The following is an 18,078-nucleotide window of genomic DNA, read 5'->3' as shown; positions in this document are numbered from 1 at the left end:
CAGATAGATTTTGAAGAAAGTAGGGTAAAAATCAAAGACGTTCACCCTACGCAAGCTAACTCAAGGTCGCTTTTATAAATATAAATGTATAAAAAATATTTGGAAGTTAACACAGAATCTAAAGCCAGATGAATTTTGGCTTATTTTTAACGGGCTAAAGCCCGTTCCTATTGAATACTTAGAACAGTTTACTCAGTATCCTAAAACGATAATCAAAGATATGTTCCAGTTTCTTTCTGACGAAAAGGCGATGGGCAATTTCACCTAAAAATCCCATGGGAAGTTCATAATCTATAGTATCTCTCATCAGAACACCTTCGGCATTGGGAATAAATTCATGATGATGGTTCCATAATTTGTACGGTCCTTTTTTCTGAAAATCAATAAAGCTTTTCTGGAAATCAACGTGGGTGATCTCGGTCTGCCACTTCATTTTGATACCAAATAACGGAGAAACGTAATAATCGATGAGCATTCCTTCGTAGATTTCATCGTTTTCCATTTCCGTCAATACAATGAAGCCCATGTCCTTCGGAGTAATTTCTGAAAGATTGTTGGCTGAGGAAAAGAACTTCCAGGCCGTTTCTATATCACAATTGAGCTGTTGTTCGCGGAAAAGGGTATGTTTCATAAGGCGTAATCAGTTAACACGATTGTTATGAAACAAAGGTAAAAATTTAATTATAGATCCACATCAGTACAGGTTTTCCCGATTTCTGAATCATCGGATCAATTTCTTTCATCGCGTTGTTGGAAACAGTCGGGCAGCCCCAGCCTTCGGGAGATCCGTCAGGAAACACTTCATTATCGCTCATCATGTCCCATGAATGAATGACAATAAATCTTTTTAAAGCATTACTGTTTGTTTCTTCCAGGCCGTGCATGAGGTATTTGATATTGATTCCCCAATCGCTGTAGCCTCTTCCTTCAAGCTTATATTTCCCTAAAGAGGATAGATGACTTCCATCTTCATTGCTAAAACCCGGATTGGCTTTAGAATCATCTTTACTCCATGAATTGGAACCGCAGCCATGTCCTACCAGATATTGTTTCGAAATCTTATTATTTTTAAAATCCCAGATAAAAAAACGGTTAACACCGGAATGAAGGCTCATATCAATAAGAATGCAGAAATCTTTGCTGAGGTTCTTTGAAGCACAGAATTTCAGGGCTTCTTCTGCTTTTATTTTTAATTTAGAAAAATCAGCTTCAGGTTTCTTTTCTACAACTACTGATGTTTCTACCGTTCTTATTGTATTATTTCTCCTTTCCTGAGAACATGAACAGATCCAAAAGATGGTGAAAAACCAAAAAACCTTTTTCATATTTTATTTATAATGCTGAAAGATTCCGAAATCAGAAGGAGTCCAAAGTGCGGCTTTTTGCCCTGCTGCCTTCAAAGCGTTATTTGACCAGGTGTTGCAGGTATACAGAAAGCTGTAAGTCCCTTTTGCATCATAAAAAGCATCGTTATCACCGTAAACAGCATTGGTAGGGATCAGCATAAAATTTCCGTTCTGATCTCTGTCAAATTTATCTTCCACATATTTCACCAGATTTTCATACTGACTTCTGCTGATCATAATCATTTTACAGTCATCGCCTTCTTTCATCGTATTATAATAAGTACAGTGCATAGCTGAATCACTTAGCCAGAATGCAGCTTTTATGGCTGTTGAAAATTTCAGGTCTGCCCACGTAGGTGTATCAAGATAAAAACCTTTATCTCCCCATCCTATCCCTATATACTGATAGTCTGTTCTTTTTGATTTTGTATTGGCAAAAGGAATTTTCCGGCTCCAGTCCTGCAAATCGTTTTTCACAGGCATTACAATATCGGTATGCACTCCGTTGGTATAAATGTAGATTGGAATTTCTTTCTTTTGTCCGTCATTTTTTGCGGAAACAGGAATATAGGGAATCAACAACCCAAGGATGACATAAATAATCACAATCCCTAAAATAATTCCTACCACTTTCAGGAGATACATAAATATTGTTTTCACAGTCATGTTTTTTAATAAAATTTAATCTTTAATTTTTAGTAAAAGTATTTGTTTTAATCGAAAAATTAGCTATATTTAGTTACGAAATATTCACAAATATGCGTAAAAATACTAAATCCCAAAAAAGGTTTAAAGTAAGAGTAAAAACTGCTCCTAAAAGAATACAAAAAAGACGTTGATTTTCGGTGAGATTCTGATCTCCTGAAAATCAATTTTTCTTTATAGGAAAGGCTTTTTAAGAAACTTATTGATGTAAATCTTCACCTCCTTAAAGCGAAAAATTTAAGGAATGGTCGACCATCAGCTCTGGTTTGGAACTTCAAAAAATTCCAAAAGAGGGATTGTCACCAAAAATTCAGAGAAAAATCAGTCAGAAGATTTCTGTAAAAACTCAATATTTCTTTTGAGTCCTGTAAATTTAGTACGTTTTACGGGAGACTTTCTGAAGATTTCTGAGAAAATTTCCTGGGTAAGTTCTTTCCACTCTCCTTTTTTAAAGTTTTTCAAGGCTTCATTGGGCTGGAAACGGCTCTGTTTATTGGGTGCTGAGAATCTGTTCCAGGGGCAGACATCCTGACAGATATCGCAGCCAAACATCCAGTCTTCCATTTTATCTTTAAAATAATCCGGAATTTCATTTTTGAGTTCTATGGTTGCATAAGAAATGCATCGGCTTCCATCTATAATCTTTTCAGAAACAATGGCATCTGTGGGACAGGCATCGATACATTTTCTGCAGCTTCCGCAATGATCCGTAGTGGCATGGTCAGGAATCAGCTCCAGATCGCAGATGATTTCGGCCAGAAAATAAAAAGAACCGCTTTGTTTGGTAATAAGGTTGGCATTTTTCCCTACCCAGCCTATTCCCGACTTTTTCGCCCAGGCTCTTTCCAAAACCGGCGCAGAATCTACAAAGACACGAAATCCAAATTCCCCTATTTCTTCCTGCAGCTCAGCAACCATTTCACGGAGTATTTCTTTGATTACTTCATGATAGTCTTCTGCATAAGCATATTTTGAGATTTTAAAGTTCTCCAGCGTTGAAATTTTTTCTTCAGGAAAGTAATTGTAAGAAAGTGAAATCACAGATTTTGAACCTTCTACCAAAAGTCTCGGATCAAGTCTTTTGTCGAAATGATTTTCCATATACTTCATTTCGCCGTTATAATTATTCTTCAGCCATTTTTCAAGATGAGGAGCTTCTTCCTCGAGAAAATCAGCTTTGGAAATGCCACAACTCTGGAATCCAAAACTTTTTGCCTTGGACTTTATGAGTTGGGAATATTTTTCAGCGTCTGCATTCATTAATTTCACACTGCAAAATTAAGATTATTTTATCAATCTTCAGATTTCTGCCAAAGTACATCCCATTGATGGTTCTTTTCTTAAAAAATTATGTTTTAATTAGGATTTTTTTCAAAAAAAAAATACGTAATTTCGTTTCTAATTTAATGTTTAAACCAACAACTATGTCTTTAATAGAAGTAATACAATCAGGAAACTATGAATTAATCGACGTTCGTGAGCCAATGGAGCTTGAAATGGACGGTAATATAGATGGTGCTAAGAATATTCCTTTAGGTGAAGTAGAAGACAGACAGGATGAGATCCTATCTATTGAAAAGCCTGTTATCTTATTCTGCAGAAGTGGAAACAGAAGCGGAAAAGCATTGGATTATCTTAACGCTCAAGGATTAAAGGACGGTTACAACGGCGGAGGCTGGTCTGAGCTGAAGGCTGTTCTGGAAGCAAATCAGGGAACTTTTTAAAAGTTCCTTTTTTTTATCTTATTTCTATGAATCTGAAAAATTATTTTGACACGCTTTGTTCTTCTTTCACCGAAAACAAACAGCTGATCGACAGCCTGTGGAATGAACTTGAAACCAGATATTCTGAAAAAGGCAGACACTACCACAATCTTCTTCATCTTGAAAATATGTTCAGTGAACTTGAAGCTGTGAAAAGCGAGATTTCAGATTTTACAGCCATTTCTTTCTCCGTGTTTTACCATGACGTTATCTACGATGCTTCTTCTAAGTCTAATGAGGAAAAAAGTGCGGCCAAAGCAGAAAAAAGGCTTGGAGAACTTGATATAGATAGAAATAAAATTTCACTCATTTCTGCGCAGATTCTGGCAACAAAATCTCACCAACGCTCTGATGATGACGATACCAATTATCTACTGGATGCTGATCTTTCTGTATTGGGAAAGGATTTAAAAACCTATCTGCAATACACTCAGAATATAAGAAAAGAGTATTCCATTTACCCTGATTTTCTGTATAAACCGGGACGAAAAAAAGTGCTCAAACATTTCCTTGAGCTTGAAAGTATTTTTAAAACGAAATATTTTAAGGAAAGATATGAAGCCCGGGCAAAGGAAAATATTGCTGCTGAACTTCAGTTATTGAAATAAAAATAGATCAATCTGTTTATTTAACAAAAACAAAGACACCCGTTAACAGGTGCCTTGTTGATATTGTATATTAGAAATATTTGCTGATAAATCCGGCCGCTTTCTCCAATACAAGCTCAGGTACTTCTTTATGTGGTGTATGGCCTATACCGGGAATGATATATTTTTCCGACCTTCCACTAACCTGAGTCACTGTTTTTTCTACCTGATCCAGTGTCCCATATTCATCAGCCTCTCCCTGAATAAATAACAACGGAGCTGTAATATCTTTCAGGAAATACTCTATATTCCAGGTTCTGTAATCATCCCGTGTCCAGGTTTCTGTCCAGGCTCTGAAAAGCATTTCTACTTTATCGCCATGATATTTCTGTAAACGTTCCGGAAGATTGGTCGTTTTGTAAGTTTCCCATGCGTCGTAAACTCCTTTTAAAGTTGTTTCTTCTACAAAAATATGACCAGCTTCACAGATAACGGCTTCTATTCTTTCGGGATATTTTGCAGCGGTGATCAAAGCAATTGTTCCCCCATCACTGTGCCCAAAGAGAATCGCGTTATCAATATCCATTTCAATCAGTACATCATTCAACAAATCTGCTTCCAGTTCCATATAATGTACCGGCCGTTCATGAGTAAGCATAGGAAATGATTTACCATAGCCTAACCGGTCATAAGCAAGGGTATTGCACTGTGCTGCTTCAGACAGTTTTGCCGGAAAATCCCTCCAAAGCTGCACAGATCCTAATGAATCATGCAGAAAAACAATCGTAGGCCTGTCTTGGAATTGATTATTGTGTTCGATATATAATTTTTGTCCCTTTACATCAATTCTTCTTCCTTCCATCGAATAAAATCATATTAAAAAACCGGAATTTTCGTTTCTTCAAATTCTTTTAAAAGATGGCTGAAAACAGTTTCCACCGGAAGAATTTCATCAATTAAAGCAGAAACCTGGCCTATTTCTAGTTCTCCCTCTTCCATATCTCCTTCAAACATCCCTTTTTTTGCTCTGGCTCTTCCCAGCGATGCGATTAAAGCATCTTTGTTTCTTCCGTTCACATAAATATCTTCCAGCTCATTGAAGAATTTATTTTTAACCATTCTTACAGGAGCCAGTTCTTTCAACGTAAGGTGTGTATCTCCTTCCTGGAGTTCTGTAATTTTCTTTTTCCAGTTTTCATGGGCGCTAGCTTCGTGGGTAGCAGCAAAACGGGAACCGATCTGTACACCGTCCGCACCAAGAATCATTGCAGCCTTAATTTGTGAACCCAAAGCAATTCCCCCGGCAGCGATTAACGGTTTAGAAATATGTTTCTTTACATTCGGAATAAGACAGAATGTGGTGGTTTCATCTCTTCCGTTGTGGCCTCCTGCTTCGAAACCTTCTGCAACAATGGCATCTACTCCGGCATCTTCACATTTTACAGCGAATTTGGTGGAAGAAACGACGTGAGCTACTTTTATTCCTTCTTTCTGAAGGGTTTCCGTATAGGTTTTCGGGTTACCGGCTGACGTAAATACAATTTTCACTCCTTCTTCAAGGATGATCTGAATAATTTCCTCAATATTAGGATATAACATCGGTACATTTACCCCGAATGGCTTATCTGTTGCGAGTTTACATTTCCGGATGTTTTCTCTCAGGATATCAGGATACATACTTCCTGCTCCTATTATTCCCAATCCTCCACAGTTAGAAACTGCAGAAGCAAGTCTCCATCCTGAATGCCAGATCATGCCTGCCTGGATAATTGGATATTTAATATTAAAAAGGTGTGAAATTCTATTGTGTGTAGCCTCCATGTCATGAAGTTTTTTTGCAGCGTTAAAATCTATAAAATTGCTCATGTGTAAAAATAATAAAAACAACTGTTTTCCGGGAAAAATATGTCAATATTTTCTATCATAGCTTATTATTCTTTAAAGCTTATTATAAAAAAAACCTTCAGAAATTCTGAAGGTTTTGATTTTATTTTGTTAAGGATTGTTTCTTCCAGTTAGACTTAAAGTTACAGCTATCGTAACGTCCGTCAATTGAAATAAAGGTTGTCGGTAACTTGGAGTTGACAAACTTTTCAACCATTTCACTTTTCTTTTTATTCAGTGCCATCTGCTTGATTCTGCTGAAGTCTGTCTCCAGTGTAATCTGGTGAGAAGGAATCACATCTTCCACTTTGATGATCTTGATTTGTTTTCTTTTGTTCTCTTCATCTTCAAAAGCAGTAGTAATATCACCTTTATTTAAACCTGCCAATTCGTAGCTGATTGTTCCGGGGATACTTTCTCTTTCAATTTTATCAGAACCATCGGCTCCAGGAATGATCCCGGCGTTGAATTTTGTTCTTTTATCATCTGAGAATTTAAAAGCCGCATCTTTGAATGTTATTTTACCATCGATAATAAGACCTCTGATACTGTCTAATTTTGCTTTTGCAGTTTTGATCTCATCATCAGTAGGAACAGCTTTCAACAAGATGTGTCTTGCATCATATACTTTACCGGATCTTTTCACCAACTGAATAATGTGAAATCCGAATTCAGATTCAACAGGATCTGAGATTTCATTTTCCTGAAGGTTCAATGCAGCAGCTTCGAATGGCTTCACCATCTGCCCTTTATTGATATTTTTATATAATCCTCCGTTGGCAGCTGACCCTTCATCTTCAGAATAAATTCTTGCCTGGCTTTCGAAAGTTTCCCCTCCGATAATATCCTGTTTGATTTTTTTTAGTCTGTTGATAAGGTCTTGTTTATGAGCTTCTGTAAGTGACGGGTAGATCATAATCTGAGCTAAAGTAACTTCATCTTTTACCTGTGGCAGCTGTGTTTTATACATATTGTAAAAATCAGTTACCTCATTTGGAGTTACGTCTGCTTTATCAGTAACTCTCTGGTACTTCGCCTGTCCGTAATACTGGTCTGTATCTATTTTTTCAATAGCATTTTTCAGTTCATACGCATTTCTGAACTTATAGGCTGCAAGCATTGTTTTTTCATCCGGAAACTGGGAAAGCATCTGACGGTATTTTGCATTAGCTTGTTCTTTGATTGCTGCAGAACGGTTTTCAATTAACGTATCTTTTTTTGCTTCGTATACAAGAAGTTTATTGCTGATAAGATTTTCCAGGAACTCACATTTGTCTGTGTTGGCAGCTCCCTGCTGTTTACCATAATTCATCTGCTCGATTACATCAGATTCCAATACAATCTCATCCCCGATAACAGCTGCAATGCCATCCACCAGATCTCCTTGTTTTAGCTGAGCATTCATCATATTTGAAGAGAATATCATGATGAAAATCCCAAGAAGAAAAGTGATTTTTAGTTTATTTGTCATTTTACTATTTTAACAAGTTGCAAATTTAGAATTCTTAACGAATTTCCTTCAATTTTTTATTATAAATATTTCTTAAAAAGACTTATTTATTGCAGTTCAACATCAAATGTTGTCAATTCTTTGAATTGTCTCAATCTGCTGAACATATCAGCTTCGTTTACTTCCTCTATCCTTTCTGTTCCGAATTTCTCTACGGTGAATGAAGCCATTGCAGATCCTACGATAAGAGCAGACTTCATCGTTTCGAAATCAATTTTTCCTTTTTTAGCAAGATATGCGGCAAAACCTCCTGCGAAAGTATCTCCGGCTCCTGTAGGATCGAAAACATCTTCCAGTGGAAGTGCCGGGATAGCAAATACTTTATTGTCATGGAAAAGTAAAGCTCCGTGCTCTCCTTTTTTAATGATCACATATTCAGGACCCATTGTGTGGATCTTTTTAGCTGCTTTCACTAAAGAATATTCTCCTGAAAGCTGTCTTGCCTCTTCATCATTGATGGTAATAACATCTGTTTTTGCAATCATATCCATTAAGATATCCCATGCAGAATCCATCCAGAAATTCATGGTATCAAGGATAACCAGCTTAGGACGGTTGTTCATTTTTTCAAGTACAGATAACTGAACTCCAGGGTGTAGGTTTCCAAGTAGTAAAATTTCGGCATCCTGCATTGAATCCGGGATTTTCGGATCAAAGTTCTCCAACACGTTTACTTCTGTAGCCAAAGTATCTCTTGTATTCAGATCGTTGTGGTATTTTCCGGACCAGAAGAATGTTTTTCCTTCTTTCACGATTTCAATTCCTTCAATGTTTACATCTCTGTCTGTGAACATATCCAGATGTTCCTGTGGAAAGTCTCCTCCTACTACAGAAACAATTCCGGATTTAACGCCTAAAATTGATGAAGTGATCCCGATATAAGTGGCTGCACCTCCTAAAATTTTGTCCGTTTTACCAAATGGTGTTTCAATTGCATCAAATGCAACACTTCCTACAACTAAAAGTTTCATATATTTTTCAATGTATATTAAAAGTAATTATTTTTTCCATTCAAAAGTGTCCAGCAGATGTTTCATATCATTTTTGATATAATTTACTGCGGGAGCAAGAGAGTCCGGTTTTGGCCTCGTGTTAAAGTATAAGTAAGCAGTTACGAAGTGTTTCGTACTGTCTGTAATGTAGAATTGCAGATTAGAAGCGCTCTGCCCTTTCAGTTCATAGAAGTTCCCGTATACTTTCTTTTCAGGGTATTCGAAGGATTTTGTATCTATAGAACTGGCTTTGATGGTATGTTCATACACCATTTTTTCAGCTTCCTTGATATGGTCAGCAAAGTCGTTTTGTATCGGATAATAAGTAACGAAAAGCTTAGCTTTCATTTTCGGATAGTTCAGATAAAACCAGCAAGGTTTTTTGGCTGGCGTTATGGAAGCAAAGTCCGAATACTCAAAGGTATAGGCGCAATCGTTTTCAAACTTCTGGTATTTCGGTGCTGGATATTCAAGACGCAGTTCTCCATAAGGTTTTGGTGAAGGGTCTTTTCCACATGAAATTAAAAGCAGCGATACAAAAATAAAAATGACTTTTTTAATCATTTTGCAAAAGTACAAATTAGATTTCAGATTTCAGAAGACAAATTTCAGTCTTTCAGTGCGTTTTGAATGTAAATTTCCAAAGGCTTCGGAAAGGATTTTTCATGAGAGTCTTCAAGGTCTGTAATCAGGTATTGATTTTCAGCGATAAAATCATTCCATTGTTTTTCTGAAGTAACCTCGACATTCCAAATTTCAATGCTTAAATTCTTATGAGTCAGTTTATGGGTAACTGTTTTTGAACCTGTAATGAAGGGTTCCATATCGGAAGGAATAGCTGTGGGAAATTCAAATAATTTCTTCCATATGAAGTCATCTGCTCTCTGACGGATCAGAAACTGTCCTTTTTTATGAACAAAATAATAGGTCAAAGCAAGATCTTCTGCTTTTACTTTTTTTGTTTTTACAGGATAATCTGAAATTTTTTGCATGGAAAATGCCAGACAATCTTCATTTACAGGGCATTCTCCGCACAACGGATTTTTGGGTTTACAGATTTCCGAGCCGATATCCATCATAGCCTGATTAAAGTCTCCTACATTTTCCGGCATTACCAGGGCGGCCAGTTCAGAAAAATAGGTAAACGCTCTTGAATTTGAAATATCAAAATCATCGGCAAAAAGACGGCTCAGAACACGGTAGAAATTCCCGTCAACAGCAGGCATTCTTCCACCGAAGCAGATGCTTGAAACCGCTGCCGCAGTATATTTCCCTACTCCTTTCAGTTTTAAAATTTCTTCATATTCGTGAGGAAAGACACCCTGATAATCGTTCATGATCTGCCGGGCAGCTTTATGAATATTGATAGCTCTGGAATAATAGCCTAAACCTTTCCAGTAGAGTAAGACTTCGTTTTCTTCAGCTTCTGCCAATGTTTTAACATCGGGAAATCGTTTAATGAAATTATTATAATGATTCAATCCCTGATTGATTCTCGTCTGCTGAAATACAATTTCACAGATCCAGATTTTGTACGGATCTTTTGTCTGTCTGAAAGGCAGATCTCTTGCATTATTTCTGTACCACTCCAAAAGCCTGTTTCCTATATGAAGGAATTCTGAACCTGTTTTATTTTTTTCCAAAAACCAATCTTATTTTAAATCATTGAAGAGATGATTTTCTCTTCATCCTGAACATTGTTTCTATGCTGCAAAGATAGGTTTATTTTATTTTTCCTGTTTTTGATGTTGAAGGAGTTTTTTTGTGAATCTGTTATTGTATAAATTTAATTTTTTTCTCTTATCTCCTCATACTTACTTGAATATCAAAAAAAATATAAACATCATGAAGTTAAAAAGGATTTCATCAGTTGCTAATCATATTTCATCTATTATAAATTATTTTTTCTTTAGTTCGTGCTGTTCCGAAGAACTTTCCCAAGTAGTATTAGAATTAAGTTTATATTTATTTATATTAATATGACAACATCCTATAATACTTTGTGTTGTAATTGTTTTGTTTACTAAATCAATATTTTCTGTTAAAATTCCATGCTGTAAAGGGAAAGATGCTAAAGCAGAAAAATTTCCGTTTTTATCTTGAAGATAATATTCATACAACTTTTCGACGCCTCCCTGATCCCAAACAATTGCAAAATCTTCTAAGCCGTCAAAATTAAAATCTTTTACAAAAAAGTTGGTACACGGCAAATCTTGATAAGATGTCCATGAATTTGGTTCATAATGAATCTCCTGTGATTTGCCGTTCTTTTTATTTGTTACAATAATCCACGCTGAAGTTGGATATTTTTGTTCCTTCTCATTTTTATATTCTTCGGCTTCTAAAATAAATTTATACTTATTTGACAGGTTTTTAAACTCACATGATTTAGTACTTGGCTGACAGGTTTTATTCTTAATGCTTGTTAATTTTTTTTCTATTATAAAAAGGTTGGATTCATATGTATTTAATTGGAATGATATAATTCCTTTATTCTTATCAACCCATCTTATAATGTAATAAAAAGATTCTTTTTTATCTCCATACAAAAATATTTTATCTCCTTTTTCTTTTTTATGATCAATACTAAAAGTGGTATCTTCCATAGGAGTATGATCGTAAATTTTATCTTTATTTATTTCGAAAAATTGATCTCCATTAGTACAATAGTAATATTCATTGTTTTCTTTATTAATGAGATACCATTTACTATTATATAAATCACTGGCAATATTTTCAGAATAACCTCCATTCATTTGTTTTTCTTCTTTAGACTGACAGGAGATTATTATAGAAGTAAATAATGTTATGTATGATAATTTATTTATTATATTTTTCATTCTTTAATTATTTTTTCTTATTTGAGTAACTGTATAAAAATGGCCATTATAAACTGTCTTTCCCTTTAAAGAGTAATTTGTTGGATCGAAATACAAACGATTATCATCACTCGCCCCTTTATCTTTATTACTCGTACCAACATCGTAAAAAATATAATAACATTTAATACCATCACATTTTCTTCCAACAATAACTACAAAATGATCAGTAGAATGATCAGCGTTATTATTAATTTTGTAACCTAATCCATGATCCACTCCCACTTGTACTGGATGTCCTTTTTCCAACTCAGCATCTAGATATAAAACAGCTTCTTTTGAAATTTGAGTATTAATATCTAACTGTGTATGAGTATTATTTTCTATTGCTATTTGGTATAAGTGAGATAATGAAGTAGCTCTAAGTCCACTATTAATCAATATATCATCACAAGTCTTTTTACAAGCTACCATTTGTTTATCACGTCCTCCCCACTTAGAGTCAAATTGTGTTTGCCATTTTATTTTATCTCTCAAATCAATTTCTGATTTGCCACAGGATAATTCTATTTGATTATTCTTTTGGGAAGTTTCTTCACAGCAATCATGTCCGAACTCTTTTAAAAAACCTTTTTTTAAATGTAAAGGGCTTTTACCAGATAATTCTTCTTGATAAAATCTAGTATATAACTCCAATGCTTTTTCCATTGTTTCAATAGGTTGTCCATATCTTCCAGGAGGTAAACTCGCCCATTCATAACTTCCATATTTTTCAGTAGCACCTTGTATATCTCCTTTCATTATCAAATCTAACATACCTGCTCGTTTATGTTTAAAAAGTACCAGGCAAAATTTATCTTGATTTTCGGGAGAAAAGTCTTTTATTTTATATATAGTTCTTTTCTTTATCATTTCATTATCATTCCAAGTATATCCCATTACTTGGTACGCACCTGTTGCCGAACTATATACCTTTTCTCCATTTTTTTTTGTGTACCAAAGAATTTTAATATCAGGGTGAGTAATCATACCTTTGTTATAAGGTGGGTCAGTGAAATGACTACCTCCAAATAATTTAGTGTAACCACCTTCAAAATCATTGGTAATATAGACAACTTCCATCTTTTTCTTTTCCTTATTATATTTTTGAGATTTAATTATTTCTCCCGTACCTTCACCAACTCTAAGCATCCTCATATAAGCTCTTACCCTAGCTTCGCATTCGCACACTTTTTTGCCAGTTGATTTCCCTTGCACAGGCTGCTTCTGCACCACCACCGCACTCTTCACCTTCTCCACTTCCATCAAACCATCCGAATTTACCCCAAATTTCTGAGATTCCGCAGAAAGATCCTTGGAGATAATTTCTATAAAATAGTTTTGTGTATAGGAGTCCGAATTGCCGATAGGAAAGCCTATTTCTTTTTCAGAACTAACTTTTGTAATGATAAATCCTGGGGTATCATATACATCGGCAGGAATTTTAATCATTGCACTTCTATAAACTTCATGAGTGGATGTGGAATCATATTTCCAGATGACATACTGAATGTGTTTTCCCACCATATTTTTGGAGTGAATTCTTACCCTAACTTTATCTCCTAAAGCTACTTTGGAAAGCTCTTTTCCTGTATCATCTATGAAAACAGCTTCTATAATATTACCTTTAGGATCCGGCTGTTTGGGACCACCTCCTGGTCCGACAGGAAATTTTGGTGTGTGTTTCTCAGGCTGCGGCTTAGGTTTGGGTTGAGGCTGTCCCTTATAATCAGGGTTGGCTACCTCTACATTCACCTGGCTGGCTCCCTGAATTTTCCCGGAGCAGGTGGCCGTAACATAATATTCATGATTCGCGCCTTCATTTCTGTCACCTTTCATCAGAAACTGATTGGCCATCTGACGAAGGATTTTTTCATCAGACATTAAATGAATAGATACTTCCGCAATTCCTTTTTCATTGACGCGAGCCTTATAGCTGCGGGTGTGACGGTTGTTTTTGTTAATACTGGCATCGTGCCCTTTCCCAGGAGCATCATCTTCCCAAAGGTGAAATTCAATTTCTTTATTAAACATCGCGATGCAGTGAGCCTGCGCAATAAGAGTATCACGGTAGCTGGTTGTATTGAAATCTTTTGCTCCTCTGTTAAAGAGGACTACTTTATCAATCTTCGGAACCTTGTTGCTGATAGGAACTATTATAAGGCTGCCAACCAGTTCTCTGGTGGCTGGAAGGCCGGGTAAAATACCTTTTTTAATCTCATAGACTTTTATTTGAAACTCTACTCCCAACGCTATTTCTCCAAAGTTGTAAGTCACTTTTTTACCGGTCTTTGGTTTTCCGGTGATGTCTTTCCAGCTTCCGTTCTTTTGTTTCTTAAAAAGATACCATTCATAGTCCCTATTCAGTACGAATGAAAGTCCTGAAGGCTTTATTTCGTAGGAACACACTGTTCCAACCCGAGGATTCTGATCCCCGGCAATATTCCCTGTCATGGCTGATAGAACTTAAATAGCTTCCAGCTGAAAGCTATAGAGACAGGTATTACTTTTCAGATTAAATTGTAGGAGAGGATGAAGGATTATATCCTCATACAGGGTTACATTCTTTTTCATTTTGTTTTTGTGTTTGTTCAAAAACAAAAGTAAAAAAAATCATGATATAGTGATATAAAAAACTTGAATTTAAAGTTAATTTTTCTCAACAGAATATACCGGAGCCGCTTTTAACCACTGATACTTAAGGTTTCTGTCTTTGGCTATAAAACGATACCCTTCAAGCTTCTTCAGATACACATACATAGAATCTGTATTTTTGATCTTTAATTTATATTGAGATAAAAACAGCATCGGCATATCTACCGTAGAATCTCTTACTGTTTTCAATACTTTTCCGGATTTCACTTTATAGAGATAGAATGATTTTCCACGGCCTTTTGAACTGTCTGAAAGTTTTACATCTGAGCTTGCAAGTACGAGTTCACTTCCATCAAAACATTCATCTTCATTCATGATGTATGCTTTTCCTTCCTGGCGTTCCTGTGCGAAAAGATCATTTTCGTAAGTGCCCGGACTTTGGTATTTTTTTTCACAACTTATCAAAAGAACCATTGATAACATTGGTAAACCAATGATAAGTTTCTTATTCATATTCAATTTCATAGGTGTTGGTTGAAAAAAAACCGATGTAATATTGCATCGGTTTTTGTTATGTAAAGTATGTTTATGTTACTCCTGAGTATATTCTGCATCCCATTCGTTACCATCATCTCCTTTGTGTCCGTCCAATTTAATAACGAAACTTTTTGTAGGGAAATAAGGGGTCATGCGGATATCCAGCCATACTCTGTCTTTGTTTACTCTATCCTGCTCGAAACGAACAATTTTAAATTTCTCGATCAGCTTGTCCGGTCCTTTGATATTGTCAAGGAATGTTACAATCTGTCTTCTCAAATCATCCTCATTCTTAGCATTCCAGTTTTCAAAGGCTCTCCTGTTAAGGAAATCAAGTAATACTTTAGTTACATAGTCGAATACACGGACTACGGAATACGTCTGAAGACCGATATTGTCTCCTGTAAATAAGGTCTTCGCTGAGAAAGCCATAATTTTTCCGTACTCGTTAACCATTGGTACAAGACCCATTTTTTCCAGCTGAGAAATTTCACTTTTCTTCAGTTCGAATTTTACGGCGTCTACTTCGTTGATGTTACCATGCTTTTTACCTGCTGCCACCTGAGACATCAGTGTTTTATGGATTTTTCCGGCTAATGAAGTGGAAGGCGGAAGCTCTACGTTTTCTTCTTCCCCTACTTCTTCAGCTTTACCACGTCCTACCAGCCAGTTACACGTCATGATAACGTTACTTCTGTGAAGCTCACCTCCTGTAAGGTTTGCAGAGTGGAATAAGTCTACTACATCATCCGGCTTATCAAGGTTGGCGAAGTCTGTAACCATCATCACTTTGTTTTCGTTACAGATTTTTGCCCACTTCTCGATGACCTTGTTTGATCCTAAATATCCAGGTATGGCAAGGATTGAGTAGTTATCTCTAAGGTCAAGACGGTCGTAATAATTTTTGAATTCTTCTGAAATAGCATCAATGAACAGAGGATTATCCAGATCGGAAACCTGCTCAAGGCTTGCATTGACGATACTTACGTTATCCACTTTATCCAATTCTGTATTTTTATAGAATTGAGCTACTGTTCTGTAGTTGGTTTCCAGCATACGAACAGCATCCAGTGTATTTTTTAAGTTTTTCTTTAAATTCTCGTCGGCCTGTTGTGCTTTACTTTTGCACGTATCAGCCATTTTATCAGCAGATTCGCTACCTTCTAAAAGGTTTACCCAAAGGTTGATCTTCTGAAGAAGTTCTTTTCTTTCTTCTGCTTTATTGCTGTCGTTCAGGAAGATTTCTTTTCTTGCCTTTCTTGTTGGGTTCATATTGGCAATACCGTCTACAACGGATTCAACAAAGCCAAATCCTCCCATTTTATTGAGCTCTGCAAGCGGGTTGCCCTTCGGCTGCCCTGCGTGTTGCTGCTGACCCTGCTGCTGGCTTTCTTGTGCCTGTAATTTGCTATCCATGATTTAATGTAAGTCTTTAATTATTTTTCAAGTTCTTGTGCCACTTCTTTCAATACCTCTATGAACGCCGCTCTTGTCTGATCGTTCTCCAGCATATTGCGCAGAATTTTGTTTGTTTTCAGCTGACGTACTATTTTATTGTACTGCTCCTGTTCCATGCTCAATTGCTGCAGATAATCCGACTTCTGAGTAAGGCTTTTAGGGGTAAAGTCTCCAAGGTTTTGAAAACGGAATTCTTCTTCTACCACTCCACCATCTTCTGTTTCGTGCTGTACCGATACTGAAGGCTGGAAATGTCTGAAAACGTCTTCCACTGTTTTTAATCCTGTTACGATTTCAGGGGTATAAGACTCTTCTGTTGTAAGCTGGCTTACTATCAGTGATTTATTTTCCTGTATTTCCTGAATAGCTTCATTAGCGTCTACTTTTACCTCGTTTCCGCCAACACCATAATTAAACATTGCCATATTATTGTTATTTTGAGATTTACTATTTTGGTTTGGATCTGTCCTTGAGTAATTTACCGATGAATCAAATAAATTACCAATCCAATGTTTAAATTTAAAAAAAAACTGTAACATACAAAATTTTACTAAGATTTTTCTTGGATCATCAAAATTCTCCTGCATTTATTCAACATAAAATCACCGTATTACGATATCACTAAGCTATGAAAAAATAAATAAAGTCTTTCAAGAAAAATTAAATAATTTTTCGTTCTCGTACTCTGTACAAAATGGTAAAATGAATGTTAAAATAAGAAATCCTCAGACTTTACAAGAAAATATTCTTTATATTTAAAGAAAGTGAACAGTGTTATGAAAGATGTAAAAATAGCGTTCAGAAAACCGATATTTCCAGTTTCAGAAGCATTACAGCAATATTTGGAAAAGTACAACAGAACCACCAAAATTAAGTTTCTGTATGAAGATCTTTTGAGATTTAATGATAGTGTGAGTATTCTGGATAAGGAAGGAAAAGATACCTTATGGCTTGGAGTATTGTATTCTGAATATGAGTTTAAAGAAATAGAAGCTAATTTAAATAAAATTTACACCCTCCTTCATTCTGATGGAGATACCGCTACGCTACCTTATCTGACAGTGGATACCATCGATTTTTGTACTTTCGGAAATTCAAAACCCTTCCGGATCCGGGTGAGAAATGTACTGAATGATAATTATACCTATTTTTATATTAAACAGGCTGATGCTTCCCGGATATTCGGACTGGAACTTGAAGATCTGCTTTCTCCCAACCGGATTAACTTTCTGGTGTATAAAAACACTCTGATTGAAGAGCATATCCTAGGAATTCCCGGGGATATCTTTATTCAGAAACATCTGCCCAACTGTACAGAACTGGAAAAAGCACAGATCTCCAAGGAATTTGTGAAATTCAACGAACGCTGCCTTATCGGGCTTCTTGGTGACATGCGTTCTTATAATTATGTGGTGATTCCCATCCATGATTTCGACCAGGTGATTTACAGAATCCGTCCCATCGATTTTGATCAGCAGACTTACGAGGGAAATCTGAAAGTATATCTTCCCCAGTATTTTAAAGAAAACAATCAGATGGTGAATATGGTTCTGGAAAAACTGAAGCCAAGTTCTATAGAACAGTACCGTAAGGAAGTGCGTTCGCAGATTGTAAAAAGAGTTACGAGCAGCCAAAACAGATTTTATGAGCTCATTTCTATTATGAAAAAAGACAATATTGCGCCGGAAGCCAATGTCATAGAACTAAGGACAGCCTTACAAAAACTCACTTACGATGTCAATTTCAAATATTGTAAAACCATGGGAGATATTATAGAAACCGGAATAAAGTTTGTGCTCCGGAACTATAAGAAAGAATATTAAAAAGAGAATCCGCCTCAAGT

Annotated in this window: 18 protein-coding genes; 3 read left to right on the top strand and 15 right to left on the bottom strand. The window is 36.0% G+C overall.

The features are described 5' to 3' along the window. Window positions 1-178 precede the first annotated feature (178 nt). The 4 genes from ACLI50_RS18350 to queG form a co-directional block, all read right to left on the bottom strand. Complete coding sequence (locus ACLI50_RS18350) at window positions 179-631, bottom strand: SRPBCC family protein (RefSeq protein WP_343643908.1); 453 nt, start codon at window positions 629-631, stop codon at window positions 179-181. A 46-nt stretch (window positions 632-677) separates the two neighbouring features. Next, window positions 678-1,325, bottom strand: coding sequence for a murein L,D-transpeptidase catalytic domain-containing protein (locus ACLI50_RS18345; RefSeq protein ID WP_343643910.1), 648 nt, complete (start codon window positions 1,323-1,325; stop codon window positions 678-680). A gap of 3 nt (window positions 1,326-1,328) precedes the next feature. Beyond that, window positions 1,329-2,012, bottom strand: a complete 684-nt coding sequence (locus ACLI50_RS18340) for a TIGR02117 family protein (protein ID WP_277694249.1) — start codon at window positions 2,010-2,012, stop codon at window positions 1,329-1,331. Window positions 2,013-2,372: 360 nt separating this feature from the next. Beyond that, window positions 2,373-3,311 (bottom strand): tRNA epoxyqueuosine(34) reductase QueG, encoded by a 939-nt coding sequence (queG, locus tag ACLI50_RS18335; RefSeq protein ID WP_411414382.1) that lies wholly within the window; start codon window positions 3,309-3,311, stop codon window positions 2,373-2,375. A gap of 164 nt (window positions 3,312-3,475) precedes the next feature. On the opposite strand from queG, the gene ACLI50_RS18330 reads away from it, so the two are divergent. Together ACLI50_RS18330 and ACLI50_RS18325 are read left to right on the top strand one after the other, a co-directional pair. Next, entirely contained in the window at window positions 3,476-3,775 is a 300-nt protein-coding gene (locus ACLI50_RS18330; RefSeq protein WP_411414381.1) for a rhodanese-like domain-containing protein, read from the top strand. A 26-nt stretch (window positions 3,776-3,801) separates the two neighbouring features. Continuing rightward, entirely contained in the window at window positions 3,802-4,422 is a 621-nt protein-coding gene (locus ACLI50_RS18325; protein ID WP_202839678.1) for an HD domain-containing protein, read from the top strand. Window positions 4,423-4,492: 70 nt separating this feature from the next. Here ACLI50_RS18325 and ACLI50_RS18320 read toward each other — a convergent pair whose 3' ends face one another. From ACLI50_RS18320 to ACLI50_RS18270, 11 genes are all read right to left on the bottom strand, one after another. Continuing rightward, entirely contained in the window at window positions 4,493-5,263 is a 771-nt protein-coding gene (locus tag ACLI50_RS18320) for an alpha/beta fold hydrolase (RefSeq protein ID WP_411414380.1), read from the bottom strand. A 14-nt stretch (window positions 5,264-5,277) separates the two neighbouring features. Beyond that, window positions 5,278-6,222, bottom strand: a complete 945-nt coding sequence (locus tag ACLI50_RS18315; RefSeq protein WP_202844354.1) for an NAD(P)H-dependent flavin oxidoreductase — start codon at window positions 6,220-6,222, stop codon at window positions 5,278-5,280. 166 nt (window positions 6,223-6,388) lie between these two features. After that, entirely contained in the window at window positions 6,389-7,756 is a 1,368-nt protein-coding gene (locus ACLI50_RS18310) for a peptidylprolyl isomerase (protein WP_202839682.1), read from the bottom strand. Window positions 7,757-7,842: 86 nt separating this feature from the next. Continuing rightward, on the bottom strand, window positions 7,843-8,766 hold the full coding sequence (locus tag ACLI50_RS18305; protein WP_079240824.1) for a PfkB family carbohydrate kinase: 924 nt from the start codon (window positions 8,764-8,766) through the stop codon (window positions 7,843-7,845). A 27-nt stretch (window positions 8,767-8,793) separates the two neighbouring features. Further along, window positions 8,794-9,351: a gliding motility lipoprotein GldD gene (gene gldD / locus ACLI50_RS18300; protein WP_110009162.1), complete on the bottom strand. Its 558-nt coding sequence runs from the start codon at window positions 9,349-9,351 to the stop codon at window positions 8,794-8,796. Window positions 9,352-9,395: 44 nt separating this feature from the next. Then, window positions 9,396-10,430, bottom strand: a complete 1,035-nt coding sequence (gene mutY, locus ACLI50_RS18295) for an A/G-specific adenine glycosylase (RefSeq protein WP_411414379.1) — start codon at window positions 10,428-10,430, stop codon at window positions 9,396-9,398. Between the two features lie 255 nt (window positions 10,431-10,685). Beyond that, on the bottom strand, window positions 10,686-11,627 hold the full coding sequence (locus ACLI50_RS18290) for an XAC2610-related protein (protein ID WP_411414378.1): 942 nt from the start codon (window positions 11,625-11,627) through the stop codon (window positions 10,686-10,688). Between the two features lie 3 nt (window positions 11,628-11,630). Further along, window positions 11,631-14,099: a glycoside hydrolase family 24 protein gene (locus ACLI50_RS18285; protein ID WP_411414377.1), complete on the bottom strand. Its 2,469-nt coding sequence runs from the start codon at window positions 14,097-14,099 to the stop codon at window positions 11,631-11,633. Between the two features lie 195 nt (window positions 14,100-14,294). After that, entirely contained in the window at window positions 14,295-14,753 is a 459-nt protein-coding gene (locus ACLI50_RS18280) for a hypothetical protein (RefSeq protein ID WP_330745553.1), read from the bottom strand. Window positions 14,754-14,831: 78 nt separating this feature from the next. After that, on the bottom strand, window positions 14,832-16,193 hold the full coding sequence (locus tag ACLI50_RS18275; protein ID WP_062676366.1) for a DUF5458 family protein: 1,362 nt from the start codon (window positions 16,191-16,193) through the stop codon (window positions 14,832-14,834). A gap of 20 nt (window positions 16,194-16,213) precedes the next feature. Then, complete coding sequence (locus ACLI50_RS18270; protein ID WP_041461881.1) at window positions 16,214-16,660, bottom strand: type VI secretion system contractile sheath small subunit; 447 nt, start codon at window positions 16,658-16,660, stop codon at window positions 16,214-16,216. A 351-nt stretch (window positions 16,661-17,011) separates the two neighbouring features. On the opposite strand from ACLI50_RS18270, the gene ACLI50_RS18265 reads away from it, so the two are divergent. Next, window positions 17,012-18,058 carry a hypothetical protein gene (locus tag ACLI50_RS18265; RefSeq protein ID WP_343643737.1) on the top strand — a complete coding sequence of 349 codons (1,047 nt, stop codon included), beginning with the start codon at window positions 17,012-17,014 and terminating at the stop codon, window positions 18,056-18,058. The last annotated feature ends 20 nt before the right edge of the window (window positions 18,059-18,078 follow it).

Origin of the sequence: Chryseobacterium cupriresistens (genome assembly GCF_046614675.1) — a bacterium.
Lineage (GTDB): Bacteria > Bacteroidota > Bacteroidia > Flavobacteriales > Weeksellaceae > Chryseobacterium > Chryseobacterium cupriresistens.
This window is presented reverse-complemented; position numbering and strand designations above follow the sequence as displayed.